Annotated in this window: 14 protein-coding genes; 10 read left to right on the top strand and 4 right to left on the bottom strand. The window is 66.3% G+C overall.

All coding sequences use genetic code 11. From position 1 onward, the window contains the following. Positions 1 to 52 precede the first annotated feature (52 nt). Positions 53 to 673 carry a glutathione S-transferase family protein gene (locus tag ACVIGA_RS31555; protein WP_456669066.1) on the bottom strand — a complete coding sequence of 207 codons (621 nt, stop codon included), beginning with the start codon at positions 671 to 673 and terminating at the stop codon, positions 53 to 55. Between the two features lie 172 nt (positions 674 to 845). On the opposite strand from ACVIGA_RS31555, the gene ACVIGA_RS31550 reads away from it, so the two are divergent. Both ACVIGA_RS31550 and ACVIGA_RS31545 read left to right on the top strand, forming a co-directional pair. Continuing rightward, positions 846 to 2,111, top strand: coding sequence for a flavin-dependent oxidoreductase (locus tag ACVIGA_RS31550; RefSeq protein ID WP_456669065.1), 1,266 nt, complete (start codon positions 846 to 848; stop codon positions 2,109 to 2,111). Positions 2,112 to 2,311: 200 nt separating this feature from the next. Then, positions 2,312 to 3,244, top strand: coding sequence for an IS110 family RNA-guided transposase (locus tag ACVIGA_RS31545; protein WP_375777642.1), 933 nt, complete (start codon positions 2,312 to 2,314; stop codon positions 3,242 to 3,244). 136 nt (positions 3,245 to 3,380) lie between these two features. Here the strand turns inward: ACVIGA_RS31545 and ACVIGA_RS31540 are convergent, their stop codons facing one another. Then, positions 3,381 to 3,800: a PaaI family thioesterase gene (locus ACVIGA_RS31540; RefSeq protein WP_456669064.1), complete on the bottom strand. Its 420-nt coding sequence runs from the start codon at positions 3,798 to 3,800 to the stop codon at positions 3,381 to 3,383. 65 nt (positions 3,801 to 3,865) lie between these two features. Further along, entirely contained in the window at positions 3,866 to 4,978 is a 1,113-nt protein-coding gene (mutY, locus tag ACVIGA_RS31535; protein WP_456669063.1) for an A/G-specific adenine glycosylase, read from the bottom strand. Between the two features lie 199 nt (positions 4,979 to 5,177). On the opposite strand from mutY, the gene ACVIGA_RS31530 reads away from it, so the two are divergent. From ACVIGA_RS31530 to ACVIGA_RS31495, 8 genes are all read left to right on the top strand, one after another. Further along, positions 5,178 to 5,657, top strand: a complete 480-nt coding sequence (locus ACVIGA_RS31530) for a DUF721 domain-containing protein (RefSeq protein ID WP_223969396.1) — start codon at positions 5,178 to 5,180, stop codon at positions 5,655 to 5,657. Positions 5,658 to 5,779: 122 nt separating this feature from the next. After that, positions 5,780 to 6,436 (top strand): DsbA family protein, encoded by a 657-nt coding sequence (locus ACVIGA_RS31525; protein WP_092124558.1) that lies wholly within the window; start codon positions 5,780 to 5,782, stop codon positions 6,434 to 6,436. 347 nt (positions 6,437 to 6,783) lie between these two features. Continuing rightward, a complete protein-coding gene (gene smc, locus ACVIGA_RS31520; RefSeq protein WP_456669062.1) occupies positions 6,784 to 10,248 on the top strand; it encodes a chromosome segregation protein SMC in 3,465 nt (1,154 codons plus the stop codon). 146 nt (positions 10,249 to 10,394) lie between these two features. Beyond that, complete coding sequence (locus ACVIGA_RS31515) at positions 10,395 to 11,360, top strand: small ribosomal subunit Rsm22 family protein (RefSeq protein ID WP_456669061.1); 966 nt, start codon at positions 10,395 to 10,397, stop codon at positions 11,358 to 11,360. A gap of 249 nt (positions 11,361 to 11,609) precedes the next feature. Further along, the gene (locus tag ACVIGA_RS31510) at positions 11,610 to 12,170 is read left to right on the top strand and encodes a LemA family protein (protein WP_092124555.1); all 561 of its coding nucleotides are present in this window, start codon (positions 11,610 to 11,612) and stop codon (positions 12,168 to 12,170) included. 133 nt (positions 12,171 to 12,303) lie between these two features. Beyond that, positions 12,304 to 13,548, top strand: coding sequence for a M48 family metallopeptidase (locus ACVIGA_RS31505; RefSeq protein WP_456669060.1), 1,245 nt, complete (start codon positions 12,304 to 12,306; stop codon positions 13,546 to 13,548). A 163-nt stretch (positions 13,549 to 13,711) separates the two neighbouring features. Then, positions 13,712 to 14,455, top strand: a complete 744-nt coding sequence (locus ACVIGA_RS31500; RefSeq protein WP_092124553.1) for a P-loop NTPase family protein — start codon at positions 13,712 to 13,714, stop codon at positions 14,453 to 14,455. A 131-nt stretch (positions 14,456 to 14,586) separates the two neighbouring features. Next, positions 14,587 to 15,255, top strand: coding sequence for a hypothetical protein (locus ACVIGA_RS31495; RefSeq protein ID WP_456669059.1), 669 nt, complete (start codon positions 14,587 to 14,589; stop codon positions 15,253 to 15,255). Between the two features lie 36 nt (positions 15,256 to 15,291). On the opposite strand, the gene ACVIGA_RS31490 is transcribed toward ACVIGA_RS31495, so the two are convergent. Then, positions 15,292 to 15,831 carry an adenine phosphoribosyltransferase gene (locus tag ACVIGA_RS31490; RefSeq protein ID WP_223969405.1) on the bottom strand — a complete coding sequence of 180 codons (540 nt, stop codon included), beginning with the start codon at positions 15,829 to 15,831 and terminating at the stop codon, positions 15,292 to 15,294. Positions 15,832 to 15,843 lie beyond the last annotated feature (12 nt).

Here is a 15,843-nt window from a genome sequence, read left to right as displayed (position 1 = left end):
CGGGGTTATGGGTCCCGGCCTTCGCCGGGACGACACCGAATTATTGGCGGTCTTACACCCTCTGCTCGGCCAGCACCTTCTGCACCGCCGGCCGCTGCTCCATCGCGGCGCGATGCGCCTTCACCTTGGGCAGGGTCGCGATGTCGACGCCGTCGCCATCGAGCCAGAGCGCGAGCGTGTAGAGATAGGCGTCGCCGACCGTGTAGCTGTCGCCCATCACCCACGGGCCCTTCAGCATGTCGCGCTCGATCAGGTTGAAGCAGGCGGCCATGGTCTTCGGGACCATCGACTTCATGTCGGCGAACGACGTCTCCTGAGTTGCCCAGCGCGCGCCGCGCATCTTGTGGGCGTGGCAGACATGCACCGTCGAGCACAGGTAGGAATTGAAGGCCTGCAGCTTCGCGAATGCGAAGGCGTCGTCGAGCGGCGCGAGCTTCGCCTGCGGATAGGTCTGCGCGATGTAGGCCAGCATCGCCGGCGTCTCGGTGAGCACGCCCTGGTCGGTCACCAGCGACGGAACCCGGCCCTTCGGATTGATCTTCAGGTACTCCGGGCTGTTCTGCTGGTTGATCTTGAAATCCAGCCGCTCGACCGAATAAGGCGCGCCGGCCTCGGCCAGCGCGATGTGGGACGCGAGCGCGCAGGTGCCGGGGGCGGTATAGAGCTTGAGCATGTCGTTGTCCTCTGCGGGCCTTGTCGGTTCGTTGCGAACCCGGCCTGGCTTGTTATGAGATGCAGCGGACGTTAGCCGCAGCACCCCTTGCCGTCCACCCCGCGCGGCGCCGCGGACCTTGCCCGCAGCGGGGCCGCCATGCGATGACGATGGCCAATCGAGAGGGCTTTTCATGACTGTGCTGATTGCAGGTGGCGGAATTGGCGGGCTGACGCTGGCGCTCAGCCTGCACCAGATCGGCGTGCCCTGTCGCGTCTTCGAGAGCGTGCCCGAGCTGCGGCCGCTCGGCGTCGGCATCAACGTGCTGCCGCATGCGGTGCGCGAATTGATCGAGCTCGGCCTGCACGATGTGCTCGACGCATCAGCGGTGCGCACGCGCGAGCTCGCCTATTTCTCCAAGCACGGCAAGCCGATCTGGAGCGAGCCGCGCGGGCTCGAGGCCGGCTATAAATGGCCGCAGTTCTCCATCCATCGCGGCCGGTTGCAGCAGCTGCTGCTCGACGCCGCGACCGAACGGCTGGGAGCTGCGAACATTCTGACCAGCCATCATCTCGCCGGCTGGACCGAGACCGCCGACGGCGTCCGCGCCGATTTCATCGACAAGGTGACCGGCAAGCCCGCCGGCAGCTATGACGGCGCGGTGCTGATCGCCGCCGACGGCATCCATTCGGCGGTGCGCGAAAAACTCTATCCGCAGGAAGGGCCGCCGATCTGGAACGGCCGCATCCTGTGGCGCGGCATCACCCGCGGCAATGCTTTCCTGACCGGCCGCACCATGATCATGGCCGGCCACGAGATCCTGAAATTCGTCTGCTATCCGATCTCGAAGGAGGCCGGCGCCGACGGCAAGTTCGACATCAACTGGGTCGCCGAGCGCCAGATGCCGCCGACCTATCAGTGGCGCCGCGAGGACTATAACCGCACCGCAAAGCTCGACGAGTTCCTGCCGTGGTTCGAGAACTGGAATTTCGACTGGCTCGACGTGCCCGGCCTGATCCGCAACTGCCCGCATGCCTACGAATATCCGCTGGTCGATCGCGATCCGATCGCGCAATGGACCTTCGGCCGCGTCACGCTGATGGGCGACGCCGCGCATCCGATGTACCCGATCGGCTCCAACGGCGCCTCGCAGGCGATTTTGGATGCGCGCACGCTGACGCGCGAGATTTTGGCGCATGGCCCGACGCAGGCGGCGCTGTCAGCCTATGAGGCCGAACGGCGCCCGGCGACGACCGACCTCGTGATGCTGAACCGCCGCAACGGCCCGGAGCAGGTGATGCAGCTGGTCGAGGAGCGCGCGCCCAACGGCTTTGGCGTCGTCACCGAGGTGCTGTCACAGCAGGAACTGGAAGACATCGCCGCCAACTACAAGCGCGTCGCCGGCTTCCAGGTCGAGGGGCTGAACGCCAAGCCGCCGATCGTGCAGCGGGCGGGCTGACGCAGCTCTCTACCCGTCATCCTTGTAAGTCTCGAATCGCCGGATCGGATAGAGTGTCCGGTGCGGTAGCGGACGGGAGACCGCTTCATCCCAGGGCTTTGAAGCCCGATCCTCAGCGCGGCGCCCCGTCCGTTGTTCCATTGAACCCGAACAGTCGCGAGGGCCGCCTGGCGAGCCCGGTTGCGCAAGGAGGGGTGCAGATGGACGCGATCTACGTTGGCATTGATGTGTCGAAGGACCGGCTGGACGTGCATGTGCGTCCGAGCGGGGAAGCCTTTGCCGTGGCGCGTGACGGCAAAGGCTTGGAAGAGCTCGTTGCGCGCTTGCAGGTGATCTCGCCAGCGCTGATTGCGGTGGAGGCAACCGGCGGCTTCGAGACCATCGTCGCTGCTGCGCTGGCGGGCGCTCAGCTGCCGCTGGTGGTGGTCAATCCGGCCCAGATCCGGCACTTCGCGCAGGCGGTTGGTCAGCGTGCCAAGACGGACCCGATCGATGCGGCAGTCATCGCGCGGTTTGTCGAGGCCGTAAAGCCGGAGCCACGTGCCATGCCGGATCAGGAAGCCCGGCTGCTGGCTGAACTGGTCAGTCGCCGACGGCAGATCATCGAGATGATCGTTGCCGAGCGTCAGCGCGAGAAGCGGGCCGAGAATGTCCGCGTCCGCAAGAGCCTTGCCCGCCATATCAAGGTCCTCGAGAAGGAGCTGCCGGAGATCGACAACGACATCGACACGCTGGTGCGCGGCTCGCCAGTCTGGCGCGCCAAGGAGGAACTGCTGGTCAGCTTTCCTGGCGTGAGCAACACCCTCGCGCGGACCTTCCTTGCCGAGGTGCCGGAGCTCGGCGCACTCAATCGGCGCCAGATCGCGAGCCTCGCCGGTCTTGCCCCGTTCACCCGCCAGTCGGGCCGCTGGAAGGGCAAGAGCATGATCGGCGGCGGAAGAGCCAAGCTGCGCGCCGGGCTCTACATGGCCGCTCTGTCGGCCAGCCGATACCATCCGCAGCTCAAGGTCTTCTATCGGCGCCTGGTGACCGCTGGAAAGCCCAAGATGGTCGCCCTCATCGCCGTCGCGCGCAAAGTTCTCACCACCCTCAACGCCATGCTCAGGGACCAAAAACCATGGCAACCCGCTTGACGAAGAACACAGTCGCTGAGGAGCGCGGAACGCGCGTCTCGAAGGATGCACGGCCCGGCCGGTGGCCGTCGACCCTTCGAGACGCGCGCGATGCGCGCTCCTCAGGGTGACGGAACATGCTTGAGTGAAGGCGGCCCTATCGCAGCGCCCGCGCCGCCTCGACCAGACGAATGCTGCTGCTCGCCGTCGCAATCAACGTGCCATCCGCGGCGGTCAGCCGGCCCTCGACGAAGGCGATGGTCTTGCCGAGCTGCGTCACGGTCGCCTCGCCGGTGATCGATCCGGGCTTCGCCGGTGCGAGAAAATTGACGGTCATCGTGATCGTCGTGGTGAACAGCCTGCCCTCGGTCATGATGAACACCGCCGGCCCCATGGTGTCGTCGAGCATCGAAGACAACATGCCGCCCTGGATGAAGCCGGCCGGATTGCAGAAGTCCGGCTTGCCGTCGAACACGATCCTGATCCAGCCGTCCTGCGGACGTGCGTCAGCCACACGCCAACCCAGCAGTTTTGCGACTGGCGGCATCGGGATGCGGTCGAGTGCGGTTGCGATCATGGCGGCCTCCGTTTTGGACGTCGTAGCCGAGACCTGCTGCCAGCATGGTGTCAGCAGGTCGCCCCCTAGAGATCCAGCCCGTGCGCGATGGCCTTGCGCATCACGTTCGGAAACGCCTCGCCATCCAGCGTCGCCACCGGCACCCAGCGCATGCCGTCCGGCGCGCGGGTCCGCGGCGGAACAATGGCCGTGTAGACAACGAGCTCGAGCGGAAAGTGCGTGAACACATGCGTCACGACGCCGGTCTTGCGGTGCCAGCGCGTGACGCCCTTGAGCTCCGGCGCCTGCGCCAGCGCGGCGGCATCCGCCTGCCCGGCCAGCCATTGCGATCCCGGCACTTCGGTCATGCCGCCGAGCAGGCCCTTTTCCGGGCGCGAGCGCACCAAAAGCTCGCCGCCCCGCGTCACCACGAAGGCGGCGCCGCGGCGCAACGTGCCCGTCTTCTTCGGCGCCTTGCGCGGGAACGTCTCCTGGTCGCCGCGGGCGCGGCCTGCGCAATCGTCATTCAGCGGACATAATGCGCAAGCCGGCTTCTTCGGCGTGCAGATGGTAGCGCCGAGATCCATCAAGGCCTGAGCACTGTCCCCGGCGCGAGAGTTCTCGTCGCCGGCGCGAGAAGGCCCAAGCAATGTCGCCGCCATCTCCTTGATCAGCGGCTTGGCCTGCGGCAGCGCCTCTTCGATGGCGTAGAGCCTGCTGACCACCCGCTCGATATTGCCGTCGACCGGCATGGTGCGGCGGTCGAAAGCGATCGCGGCGATCGCCGCCGCGGTGTAGGGCCCGATGCCCGGCAGCGCGCGCAGCCCCTCCTCGGTGTCCGGAAACACCCCGCCATGGTCGCCCAGCACCGCAACCGCGCAGGCGTGCAGGTTGCGCGCCCGCGAATAGTAGCCGAGCCCGGCCCACATCCGTAAGACATCGTCGAGGGAGGCGCGACCGAGCGCGGTGACGTCGGGCCAGCGCGACAGGAACTTCTCGAAATACGGTCCGACCGCCCGGACCGTGGTCTGCTGCAGCATGATCTCGGACAGCCAGACACAGTACGGATCGGCCCGCTCCCCGGCCGCGGCGCGCCACGGCAGCGTCCGGCGGTGCCGGTCATACCAGGCCAGCAGCCGCGCCGGGCGGTCGGCTTGCTGATCGGTCGATTTGGTCTTGGCGGCCGCGCGAGAGCTCATGATGTTACTTTAGGACAAATCTTGCCCCGTCATGGGCGGGCTTGACCCGGGCATCCACGTCTTTCTTTGTCCGGGGAACAAAGGCGTGTATGGCCGGGACATAGGCGAGCGGAAGCGACGCCGTCCTTCGGACGGCTAAGCCCGGCGACGACGGAAGGAACGTTCCTCACACGAATTGCGGGATGCTATAACCCCACCCATGCCCAGACCCGGCCCGATCAGCGCAAAGCCCCTGTCGATCCTGCTCAGCGACGTCTTCACCGACGCCTATGCCAAGCAGGGCTTTGCCGCTCGAGAACTGGTGACGCGCTGGACCGAGATCGCCGGCGAGCGGATCGCAGCCTATTGCGAGCCGCTGAAGATCCAGTGGCCGCGGCCGGTCGAGGGGCAGCCGCAGGAGCCAGCCACGCTGGTGCTGCGGGTCGAGGGGCCGATGGCGCTGGAGATCCAGCACTCCTCCGACGTCATCCTAGAGCGGGTGAACCGCTTCTTCGGCTGGCACGCGGTCGGCCGCCTGACGATCCGGCAGGCGCCGCTTTCGCGGCGCGCCCCCCCGACCCGGCCGCGCCCGCCCGACGCCAAAGCCGTGGCCCGGGAGGCGGCAAATCTTGCGGCCGTCGAGGACGACGATCTGCGCGCCGCGCTGGCCCGGCTGGGTGCCTTGATCAAGCGAAATTGACGCTTTTCGCAGGCACGGCCGCAAGACCCCGGCATTGCCACAATGGTCGTTTCAAGCTAGCGAAGGCTTCTTTTCGGGACCCCCTTCATTCTGGCGTGAATGCGCCAATCCGGGAGCTGACCTTGATCATCACGCGCCGCGCTTTCACCACTGCTCTCTCGCTGACCGGGCTTGCCGCGCTCGCCGGGCTGTCGCCGCTGCGCCTGATCACGGACGCGTTCGCGCAGACCGCCGCCGAGGTCGCCAAGCCGCAGTCGCTGCCGGACATGGGACTCGGCCCGGCGGACGCCAAGGTGACCATCATCGAATACGCCTCGATGACCTGCCCGCACTGCGCCAATTTCAACGAGACCGTGTTCCCGAAGATCAAGTCGACCTACATCGACTCGGGCAAGGTCCGCTACGTGTTCCGCGAATTCCCGCTCGACATCAAGGCCGCCGCCGGCTCGATGCTGGCGCGCTGCATCGCCAAGGACGACGCGCCGAAGTTCTTCGCCGTGATCGACCTGCTGTTCCGCCAGCAGAACGACTGGGTGGTCAAGAACACCACCGAGACGCTGACGCGGATCGGCAAGCAGGCCGGCCTCAGCCAGCAGCAGGTCGAGGACTGCCTGAAGGATCAGACGCTGCTCGACAAGATCGCCGCCGACCAGAAATACGCCAACGACGTGCTGAAGGTTAACTCGACGCCGACCTTCTTCGTCAACGGCGAGATGCTGAAGGGCGAGACCTCGTTCGAGGAGTTCAGCAAGCACATCGATCCGCTGCTGAAGAGCTGATCGCGCGCCCCGCGAATCCGACGTCGTCGTGCCCGCGTTTGAGTCGCGGCACGATAATTGTGGATGATTTGCGATCACGGCGTGCGGCCGTCGCATAATTTGGTTGTTGAAAACCTGATTCGCGCGATGCGAATCTTGGAGGAGATGCAGGGGCCACAAAACCCCTGTAAATCCCCTGCAAATCCCTTGGGAAAAGCTTGGTCAAGCGGTTGCCCTGACGCACTCGCATCGCCATTGTCGCCGCTCATGAGAGCTGCACGCAGCTATTCACCCCAGACACCGACATTGCCAACCATGGTATTGTCACGGCAGGGAGATTCGCGCCCGGCCAAACGAGATTTGTGTACATGAAGCTCACGCGCCTCCGCCTGCACGGTTTCAAGTCGTTCGTTGAACCCACCGATTTCATGATCGAGCCGGGCCTGACCGGCGTCGTCGGACCGAACGGCTGCGGCAAATCCAATCTGGTCGAAGCGCTGCGCTGGGCGATGGGCGAGACCTCGCACAAGTCGCTGCGCGCCGCCGACATGGATGCGGTGATCTTCGCCGGTTCCGGCAACCGCCCGGCGCGCAACCACGCCGAAGTCGTGATGACGATCGACAATTCCGATCGCTCGGCGCCGGCCGCTGTCAACGACAGCCAGTTGCTCGAAATCTCCCGCCGCATCGAGCGCGAGGCCGGCTCGGTCTACCGCATCAACGGCCGCGACGTGCGCGCCCGCGACGTCCAGATCCTGTTCGCCGACGCCGCCACCGGCGCGCGGTCGCCGGCACTGGTCCACCAGGGCAAGATCGGCGAGATCATTCAGGCCAAGCCCGAGCAGCGCCGCCGCGTGCTGGAAGACGCGGCCGGCGTCGCCGGCCTGCACGCCCGCCGCCACGAGGCGGAACTGCGGCTGAAGGCGGCCGAAACCAACCTCACCCGCGTCGAGGACGTGATCGGCCAGCTCACCGGCCAGATGGAAGGCCTGAAGAAGCAGGCCCGCCAGGCGATTCGTTACCGCGAGGTCGCGGCCAAGGTACGCAAGTCCGAGGCCATGCTGTTCCATCTGCGTTGGATCGGGGCCAATGCCGACGTCAACGACGCCGGGCGGACGCATGATCTCGCCGTGCGCGAGATGGCGGAGCGCACCCAGCATCAAGCGGAAGCCGCGCGTATCCAGGCGATCCGTGCCACCGAGCTGCCGGCACTGCGCGATGCCGAGGCGCGCGCCGCCGCCGGCCTGCAGCGCCTGACCAATGCGCGCGAGATGCTCGACCGCGAGGAACAGCGCGCCAAGGAACGTGTTGGCGAGCTCGATCGCCGCCTCACCCAGTTCGCCCAGGATATCGCGCGCGAGCAGCAGCAGACCTCCGATGCCGACATCGCGTTGCAGCGGCTCGACACCGAAGACGCCGAGCTGAAGGAAGAGATCAAGTCGCGCGTCGAAAAGCGCTCCGGCGTCGACGAGCGCGTCTCCGAGGCCGAGGAGATCCTGGCCGCGACCGAGCGCCAGTTCAGCGAGTTGACCACGCAGCTCGCCGACCTCACCGCCAAGCGCAACCAGCTCGAAGCCGGCGTGCGCACGCATCGCGACCGGCTGGCCCGGCTCGATCAGGAGATCGCCAACGTCCAGGCCGAGGAAACCAAGCTCGCGCAGGAGACCGGCAATCTCGGCGACATCGACGCGCTCGCCGCTGCCATGGAGATGGCGCAGCAGACGCTCGCCGAGTCCGAGGCGGCTGTGCAGGAGGGCGAGGCGCATCACGCCGCCGCACGGCAGACGCTGGAATCCTCCCGCAATCCGCTCGCTGAGGCCGAGAAGCGCGTGCAGCGGCTTGAGACCGAAGCCCGCACCATCTCCAAGCTCGTCACCAGCGAGACCAAGAATCTGTGGCCGCCGATCATCGACGGCATCACGGTCGCCAAGGGCTACGAAAAGGCGATCGGCGCCGTGCTCGGCGACGACCTCGACGCTCCCGTGGATTCCTCCGCGCCGATGCGCTGGACCAATGTCGGTGAAGCCGCTGATGATCCTGCGCTACCGGACGGCGTCGAGCGGCTGGCCGATCACGTCCAGGCGCCGCCGGAACTCGCCCGTCGTCTGGCCCAGATCGGCGTGGTGGCCAAGGAACGCGGCGCGGCGCTGGTGTCGCAGCTGAAGACCGGCCAGCGGCTGGTGTCGCTCGAAGGCGACGTCTGGCGCTGGGACGGCTTCGTTGCCGACGCCCATGCCCCGACCGGCGCCGCCCGCCGCCTCGCCGAGCGCGCCCGCCTCGTCGACATCGAGCATGAGCTGGAACAGGCCCGCATCGATGCCGCCGCCAAGCGCCAGGCGCTGGAGACGGCTGAAGAAGAATTGCGCTCGGCATCCGCCGCCGAGGGTGCCTCGCGCGAAGCCGTGCGTGCCGCCCGCCGCGAAACCGACGCCGCCCGTGAGCGCCATGCCGCGACCGAACGCGAGATCAATCGCCACTCTGCGCGCAAATCGGCGCTGACCGAGGCGCATAGCCGCGTCGCCGCCGACCGCGCCGAGGCCGAAGCGGCCCATGAGAACGCAGTTGCCGCGCTGTCCGAACTGCCGCCGGGCGTGGAGACCGAAGCCCAGCTCGCCGCGGTTCGCGCCGAGATCGACAACCAGCGCCGTGCCGCGGCGCAAGTCCGCGCCGAGGCGCAGGCGCTCGCCCGCGAGGCCGAGCTCGCCGACCGCCGCGTGCAGGCCATCGTTGCCGAACGCAACGAGTGGCAGAGCCGCAAGAACAGCGCCGCCTCGCAGGTCGGGACCATCGAAGAGCGCATCGCCGAGGTGTCGGCCGAGCGCGAGGAACTGGCCAACGCGCCGGAAGTGTTCGCCGAGAAGCGCAGCGCGCTGATCACGGAGATCGAGCACGCCGAGGGTGATCGCCGGATCGCCGCCGATGCGCTGGCGACCGCGGAGGCCGCCATGGCGGAAACCGATCGTGTGGCCAAGGCTACGCTCGAAGCCCTCTCCTATTCCCGTGAGGCAACCGCGCGCGCCGAAGAACGCATGGAAGGCACCCGCCGCCGCCTCGCCGATATCGAGCGCGAGATTCACGACATGCTCGAGGTCGAGCCGCAGGCGGTCGTGGGCCTCGCCGAGATCGAGCCCGGCGCGGAGCTGCCGCCGGTCGCGCAGGTCGAGGAAGAACTCGAAAAGCTGCGCCGCGACCGCGAGCGACTGGGCGCGGTCAATCTGCGCGCCGAGGAAGAACTCAAGGAAGTCGAGACCCAGCACACCGCGCTGACCACCGAGCGCGACGACCTCGTCGAGGCGATCAAGCGGCTGCGGCAGGGCATCCAGAGCCTCAACCGCGAAGCGCGCGAGCGTCTGCTGACCTCGTTCGAGACCGTCAACAACCACTTCAAGCGGCTGTTCACCGAGCTGTTCGGCGGCGGCGAGGCCGCGCTGCATCTGATCGAGAGCGACGATCCGCTCGAAGCCGGCCTCGAGATCATCGCCAAGCCGCCCGGCAAGAAGCCGCAGACGCTGTCGCTGCTGTCAGGCGGTGAGCAGGCGCTGACGGCGCTCGCGCTGATCTTCGCGGTGTTCCTGACCAACCCGTCGCCGATCTGCGTGCTGGACGAAGTCGATGCGCCGCTCGACGACCACAACGTCGAACGATTCTGCACCCTGCTGAACGAGATGACCTCGTCGACGGAAACCCGCTTCATCATCATCACGCACAATCCGATCACGATGGCACGGATGAACCGGCTGTTCGGCGTCACCATGGCCGAGCGCGGCGTGTCGCAGCTGGTGTCGGTCGACCTGCAGGGCGCGGTCGATATCCTCGACCAGAACGTGGCGTAACGCTACGTCGAAGCACCTCGGACTTGAGGCGAGGCCTCTCGGCCCCGTCATTGCGAGGCGCGACAGCGACGAAGCAATCCACGCCTCCACAAGCGGCGCGATGGATTGCTTCGCTCCGCTCGCAATGACGTGCGATAGTATAGCGGATGACCTCGCCCGATCTCCCCGCTGAACTGCGTGCCGCCCTCAACGCCAGGCTCGAAGGCCTGTCGCGCAACGACGCGGCCGGTCGCGCGGCGATCATCTCACAGACCTACCGCGAGGGCGGCGGCTCCGGGACGATCCGGACCGAGACCGATGCGCTGGCCTATGCGCTGGCACGGATGCCCGCAACCTATGCGGCCGTGGTGGCGAGCCTCAATGCACTGACAGAGATCCGGCCGGACTTCGCACCGGCGAGCCTGCTCGATGTCGGCGCCGGCCCCGGGACCGCGACCTGGGCGGCCTCCGAGACGTTCACGTCGCTGCGGGGCTTCACCCTGCTCGACGCCAATGGCGCGTTGAGAACGCTGGCGCAGGAGCTCTTTCAACGTACCGTACGCCTGCACGACATCAGCTACCAACTCGGCCAAGCCCGCGCCTTGCTGGACAAGGCCGACCCCGCCGACCTCGTCGTCGCCAGCTACATGATCGGCGAGCTCGGCGAGTCCGAGCGCGCGGCACTGACCGACGCGCTGTGGTCCAAAGCGCGCGACACGCTATTGGTCGTCGAACCCGGCACGCCCGCGGGCTATGCGCGGATCATCGCACTGCGCGCACGCTTGATCGCCGCCGGCGCGCATGTCACAGCCCCCTGTCCGCATGATGGCGCCTGCCCGCTGGTCACGCCCGACTGGTGCCATTTCTCGCAGCGCCTGCAGCGCTCGCGCGCGCACAAGCAGGTCAAGGGCGCCAACGCCCCGTTCGAGGACGAGCGCTTCGCCTATGTCGCGCTGAGCCGCGCGCGCGTTGAGAACCGGCCATCGCGCGTACTGGCGCAACCGGATGTCGGCAAGGTCGAGATTGCGGCCAAGCTCTGCACGCCCGAGGGCGTTGTTGTCACAAAAGTGCCGCGGCGCGCGAAGGCCGATTACGCCCGGGCCCGGCGCTGGCGCTGGGGCGACGCGGTTTAGCTACTTGCCTCGTCCCGGCGAAGGCCGGGACCCATAACCACCGATCCCGGTTGTGAAGCGAAGCCGACGCCGCTTGTGCCCCTTCCACGGGCCGCGGCGTATGGGTCCCGGCCTTCGCCGGGACGACGCCTTTGAACTAATTGGACACCATCCCCGACCAACTCATGCCCACCTTTTCGCGGCGGGCTGCCCTGCGCCCCGATCTTGGGCTACGGTGCCGCCGTCTCGTCCATCAGGAGCTGCCCTGCCATGTCGACCAGCTGGATCGTTATCGGCGTCATCGTCCTTCTCGTGCTGTTTGCGTTCGGCGCCTACAACCGGCTTGTCGCGCTCGGCCAGCGCGTCAGCCAGGCCTTTGCCGACATCGATGTGCAGCTCAAGCAGCGCCACGATCTGATCCCGAACCTGGTCGAGACCGTGAAGGGCTATGCCGCACATGAGCGCGGCACGCTCGACGACGTCATCAAGGCACGCAACTCAGCGATCTCGGCACAGGGCCCGGCCCAGGTCTCGGCGGCGGAGAACCAGCTCTCCGGTGCGCTCGGCCGGCTGATCGCGCTGTCGGAGGCCTATCCGGACCTCAAGGCCAACGCCAATTTCCAGCAGCTTGCCTCCGAGCTTTCCGACCTCGAGAACAAGATCGCCGCCAGCCGCCGCTTCTTCAACAACGCGGTCCAGGAATACAACACCGGCATCCAGCAGATGCCGGCCGCGCTGTTCGCCGGCATGTTCGGCTTCACCCGCAAGGATTTCTTCGACCTCGGCGCCAGCCGCACGGAGGTCGAGGCGGCACCGAGCGTGAAGTTCTGATCAGCATGGCATCCAGCCAGCTCTTTCATTCCGGGGCGATGCAAAGCATCGAACCCGGAGTCTCGATCGACCAGGAAACCTCTGGATTCCGGGTTCACGCCGTTGGCGTGCCCCGGAATGACGATGGTTAGTCATGGCCGCCTATGGTCTCTACACGCATATCGCATCGAACAAGTTTCGTTCGATGCTGTTGCTTGCCGGCCTGTTCCTGCTGATCTACGTGCTGGTGTATGCCGGCGCGCTGGTCGCGGAGGTGATGATCGATAGTGGCCGCACGGCCGACTACTATCTGACCCATGCCTCGCGCGATCTGGTCTCGGCCTTCCCATGGGCGACGATCGCGGCGGTGGCCTGGATCGTGATCGCCTATTTCTTTCACCAGAAGATGATCGACGCCGTCACCGGCGGCGAAAGCGTGACGCGGCAGCAGCAGCCGCGGCTCTACAATCTGCTGGAAAACCTCTGCATCTCGCGCGGCATCCCGATGCCGAAGCTGAAGGTGATGGACAGCCCGGCGCTGAACGCGTTCGCGACCGGACTGAGCCCGCGGCAATATTCCATCACGGTCACCACGGGTCTCCTGAAGGCGCTTGATGACCAGGAGATCGAGGCCGTGCTCGGCCACGAGCTCACCCATATCAAGAATGGCGACGTGCAGCTGATGGTGGTCGCCGTGATCATCGCCGGCGTGGTCGGCTTCTTCGGCGAGCTGTTCTTCCGCCTGTTCACAAATCTGTCGTGGAGCGGCGGCGGAGGAGGTGGCTGGTCGTCGTCCTCGCGATCGTCGTCATCCTCGTCGGACCGCGACAGCAAGGGCTCGGGCGGCGGCGCGATCGTCGTGATCATCATCGCGGTCGCGCTGATCGTGCTGGCCTGGCTGCTGTCGCAGGTGGTCAAGCTCGCGCTGTCGCGCTCGCGCGAATTTCTCGCCGATGCCGGATCGGTCGAGCTGACGAAAAATCCCGATGCGATGATCTCGGCGCTGCGCAAGATCGAGAACCGCGGTGAGTTGCCGGGCGCCACCTCGGCGGTGATGGAACTCTGCGTCGACAATCCGCGCGAGGGTTTTGCCGACCTGTTTGCCACCCACCCGTCGGTGAAGTCCCGGGTCGATGCCCTGGTGAAATATGCCGGCGGCCACGACCCCGGACCGCTGGCGCTGCCGGATGAGACATCGGAGGAGACGGGAACGCAGGACCAGCCGTCCGCGGCAGGCGACCAGCCCCCGCCGGTGACCCATGGCCCGTGGGGTGACACGCCGCCCCCACAACCGAACAATCCGCCGCCGCTGCCCGGCACCAGCCCCGCACAGGGACCATTGGGGCCGCTGGGTCCTCTGCAAGGCCCACTTCAAGGCCCTTGGGGCCGGCGCCGCTGATCGTGCCCTAGGCCACTCAGTCCATTAAGGAAATCCCTACCAAACCCAATGTGGGCACCTTAAGGAATTGAATTCTCCCTCGTTTCTGCCATGTTCGCGCCCAAAGCAGTGTGGGGACTTGCCGATCGCCATCGCGGTCGGGAGCGCGCTTTAAGGGACTTCCATGGCAAAGCCGGTTGTGATCGTGGTGGGCGCTGACAAGGGCGGGGTCGGCAAGACCACCGTCTCGCGGACGCTCCTGGACTATTTCAGTGCCAACAATGTGCAGACCCGGGCGTTCGACACCGAGTCGCCGCGCGGCACGCTGAAGCGCTTCCATCCCGACATCACCGAGATCGTCGACATGACGACGACCGCGGACCAGATGAAAATCTTCGATACGCTGAACGCCGGTTCCTCGGTCACCGTGATCGACGTCCGCGCCGGCCTGTTGTCGCCCGCGCTGGCCTCGCTGCGCGATATCGGCTTCCTCGACGCGGCGCGCTCCGGCCAGATCACCTTCGCCGTGTTCCATATCCTCGGCCCCTCGATCGCCTCGCTGGACGAGATCGCCGAGACCGCCAACTTCATGAGCGGCGCGAAGTATTTCCTGGTGAAGAACTTCATCAACGATACCCAGTTCTTCCAGTGGGACCAGGCCACCTACAATTCCTACTTCCACCGCATCAAGGATGCCGTGGACCTCACCATCCCCAAGCTCAACGAAATGGCCTACGAGCAGGTCGAGGTCTCCTCGGTTCCGTTCCTGAAATTCGTTGCCAACAAGGGCATCAACGACGACGCCGCGAACTACTCCTTCGTGCTGCGCGGCTATGTCCGGCACTGGCTTGCGAACGTCTGGAGCGAGTTCGACCGGATCAAGCTGACCGACCTGGTCGGCGCCAAGGCGGCCAAGGGCGAAAAATAGTCGCGCGCAAAGGCGACCGAAAGTCGCGCCCGGCCGCAGCGAACGAGTCGCGCCCGGGGAAGCGAAAAAAGTCGCGCGCAAGGCGGCGATGGGGCTGGATTAGGCGAAAATTTGGCCTGATATAGCGGGCGATGTCGTCCACGCCCGTTTACATCATCTGCTCGCCCCGCCCGCAGGTCGGCAAGACGCTGATCGCGCGGCTGCTCGGCGAATTCCTGCTGCTCAAGAACGGCGATGTCGTCTGCTACGACATCAACCTGAAGGAGCCGTCGCTGCTCGACTACCTGCCGCGGATCACGGAAACCGCCGATGTGATCGACACCTACGGCAAGATGCAGCTGATGGACCGCGTCATCGTCAATGACGGCATCGGCAAGGTGATCGACCTCGGCTACCACGCCTTCGACGAATTCTTCAGAATGTGCGACCAGATCGGGCTGATGAAGGAGGCGATGCGCCGCCGCGTCTCGCCGGTGATCCTCTATGTCGCCGATACCGACCGCGCCTCGGTGCACGGCTACCAGACGCTGCAGGGCATGATCCCGCCGAACGCGCTCATCGTCATCGACAATGAGTTCGTGGTGCGCGGCGAGCTGCCGCCCGTCATGACCGCCAGCCGGGTGCTGCGCTTCCGGGCGCTGCCGGTGTTCCTGAAGACCTATATCGACCGGCTGACCTTCTCCTTCACCGGCTATCTGCGCCAGGAGAGGGACTCATCGACCGAGCTGCATCAGTGGATCCGGAAGAACTACACCACGTTCCGCGATCTCGAGCTGAGCATACTGCTGCAGCGGGGATGACCGTCGTCCCGGCGAAGGCCGGGACGACGCGTGGCGCTAGTGCCCTTCGAACGCCATCAGCGTGCGCACCGGAACGTCCATCGCGCGTAGCTTGGCGGCGCCGCCCAGATCGGGCAGGTCGATGATGAAGCAGGCGGCGACGATGTTGGCGCCGATCTGGCGCAGCAGCTTCACCGCGCCCTCCGCGGTGCCGCCGGTCGCGATCAGATCGTCGACCAGGATCACGCGCTCGCCGGGCTGCACTGCGTCGGCATGCATCTCCATCTCGTCGATGCCGTATTCCAGCGAGTAGGCGATCCGCACCGTGGTGTGCGGCAGCTTGCCCTTCTTGCGGATCGGCACGAAGCCGGCGGAGAGCTGATGCGCCACCGCGCCGCCGAGGATGAAGCCGCGCGCCTCGATGCCTGCGACCTTGTCGACCTTCGCCCCCGCCCAGGGATGCACCAGCTCATCCACCGCCCGGCGGAAGGCGCGGGCATCGGCGAGCAGCGTCGTGATGTCGCGAAACAGGATGCCCTTCTTCGGATAATCCGGGATGGTGCGAACGGTCGCCTTGATGTCGTGGTCGAAGGTCATTGGTCTCGCAAT

The sequence above is a fragment of the Bradyrhizobium sp. USDA 3240 genome (genome assembly GCF_054063295.1).
The sequence above is the reverse complement of the archived record's forward strand: the minus strand, read 5'-3'. Positions and strand labels throughout refer to the sequence as shown.

Bases quoted from the DNA above. Each gene is read 5' to 3' on its own strand.
- ACVIGA_RS31555 (WP_456669066.1), bottom strand. From the start codon at position 673: ATGCTCAAGCTCTATACCGCCCCCGGCACCTGCGCGCTCGCGTCCCAC.
- ACVIGA_RS31550 (WP_456669065.1), top strand. From the start codon at position 846: ATGACTGTGCTGATTGCAGGTGGCGGAATTGGCGGGCTGACGCTGGCG.
- ACVIGA_RS31545 (WP_375777642.1), top strand. From the start codon at position 2,312: ATGGACGCGATCTACGTTGGCATTGATGTGTCGAAGGACCGGCTGGAC.
- ACVIGA_RS31540 (WP_456669064.1), bottom strand. From the start codon at position 3,800: ATGATCGCAACCGCACTCGACCGCATCCCGATGCCGCCAGTCGCAAAA.
- mutY (WP_456669063.1), bottom strand. From the start codon at position 4,978: ATGAGCTCTCGCGCGGCCGCCAAGACCAAATCGACCGATCAGCAAGCC.
- ACVIGA_RS31530 (WP_223969396.1), top strand. From the start codon at position 5,178: ATGCCCAGACCCGGCCCGATCAGCGCAAAGCCCCTGTCGATCCTGCTC.
- smc (WP_456669062.1), top strand. From the start codon at position 6,784: ATGAAGCTCACGCGCCTCCGCCTGCACGGTTTCAAGTCGTTCGTTGAA.
- ACVIGA_RS31515 (WP_456669061.1), top strand. From the start codon at position 10,395: ATGACCTCGCCCGATCTCCCCGCTGAACTGCGTGCCGCCCTCAACGCC.
- ACVIGA_RS31510 (WP_092124555.1), top strand. From the start codon at position 11,610: ATGTCGACCAGCTGGATCGTTATCGGCGTCATCGTCCTTCTCGTGCTG.
- ACVIGA_RS31505 (WP_456669060.1), top strand. From the start codon at position 12,304: ATGGCCGCCTATGGTCTCTACACGCATATCGCATCGAACAAGTTTCGT.
- ACVIGA_RS31500 (WP_092124553.1), top strand. From the start codon at position 13,712: ATGGCAAAGCCGGTTGTGATCGTGGTGGGCGCTGACAAGGGCGGGGTC.
- ACVIGA_RS31495 (WP_456669059.1), top strand. From the start codon at position 14,587: ATGTCGTCCACGCCCGTTTACATCATCTGCTCGCCCCGCCCGCAGGTC.
- ACVIGA_RS31490 (WP_223969405.1), bottom strand. From the start codon at position 15,831: ATGACCTTCGACCACGACATCAAGGCGACCGTTCGCACCATCCCGGAT.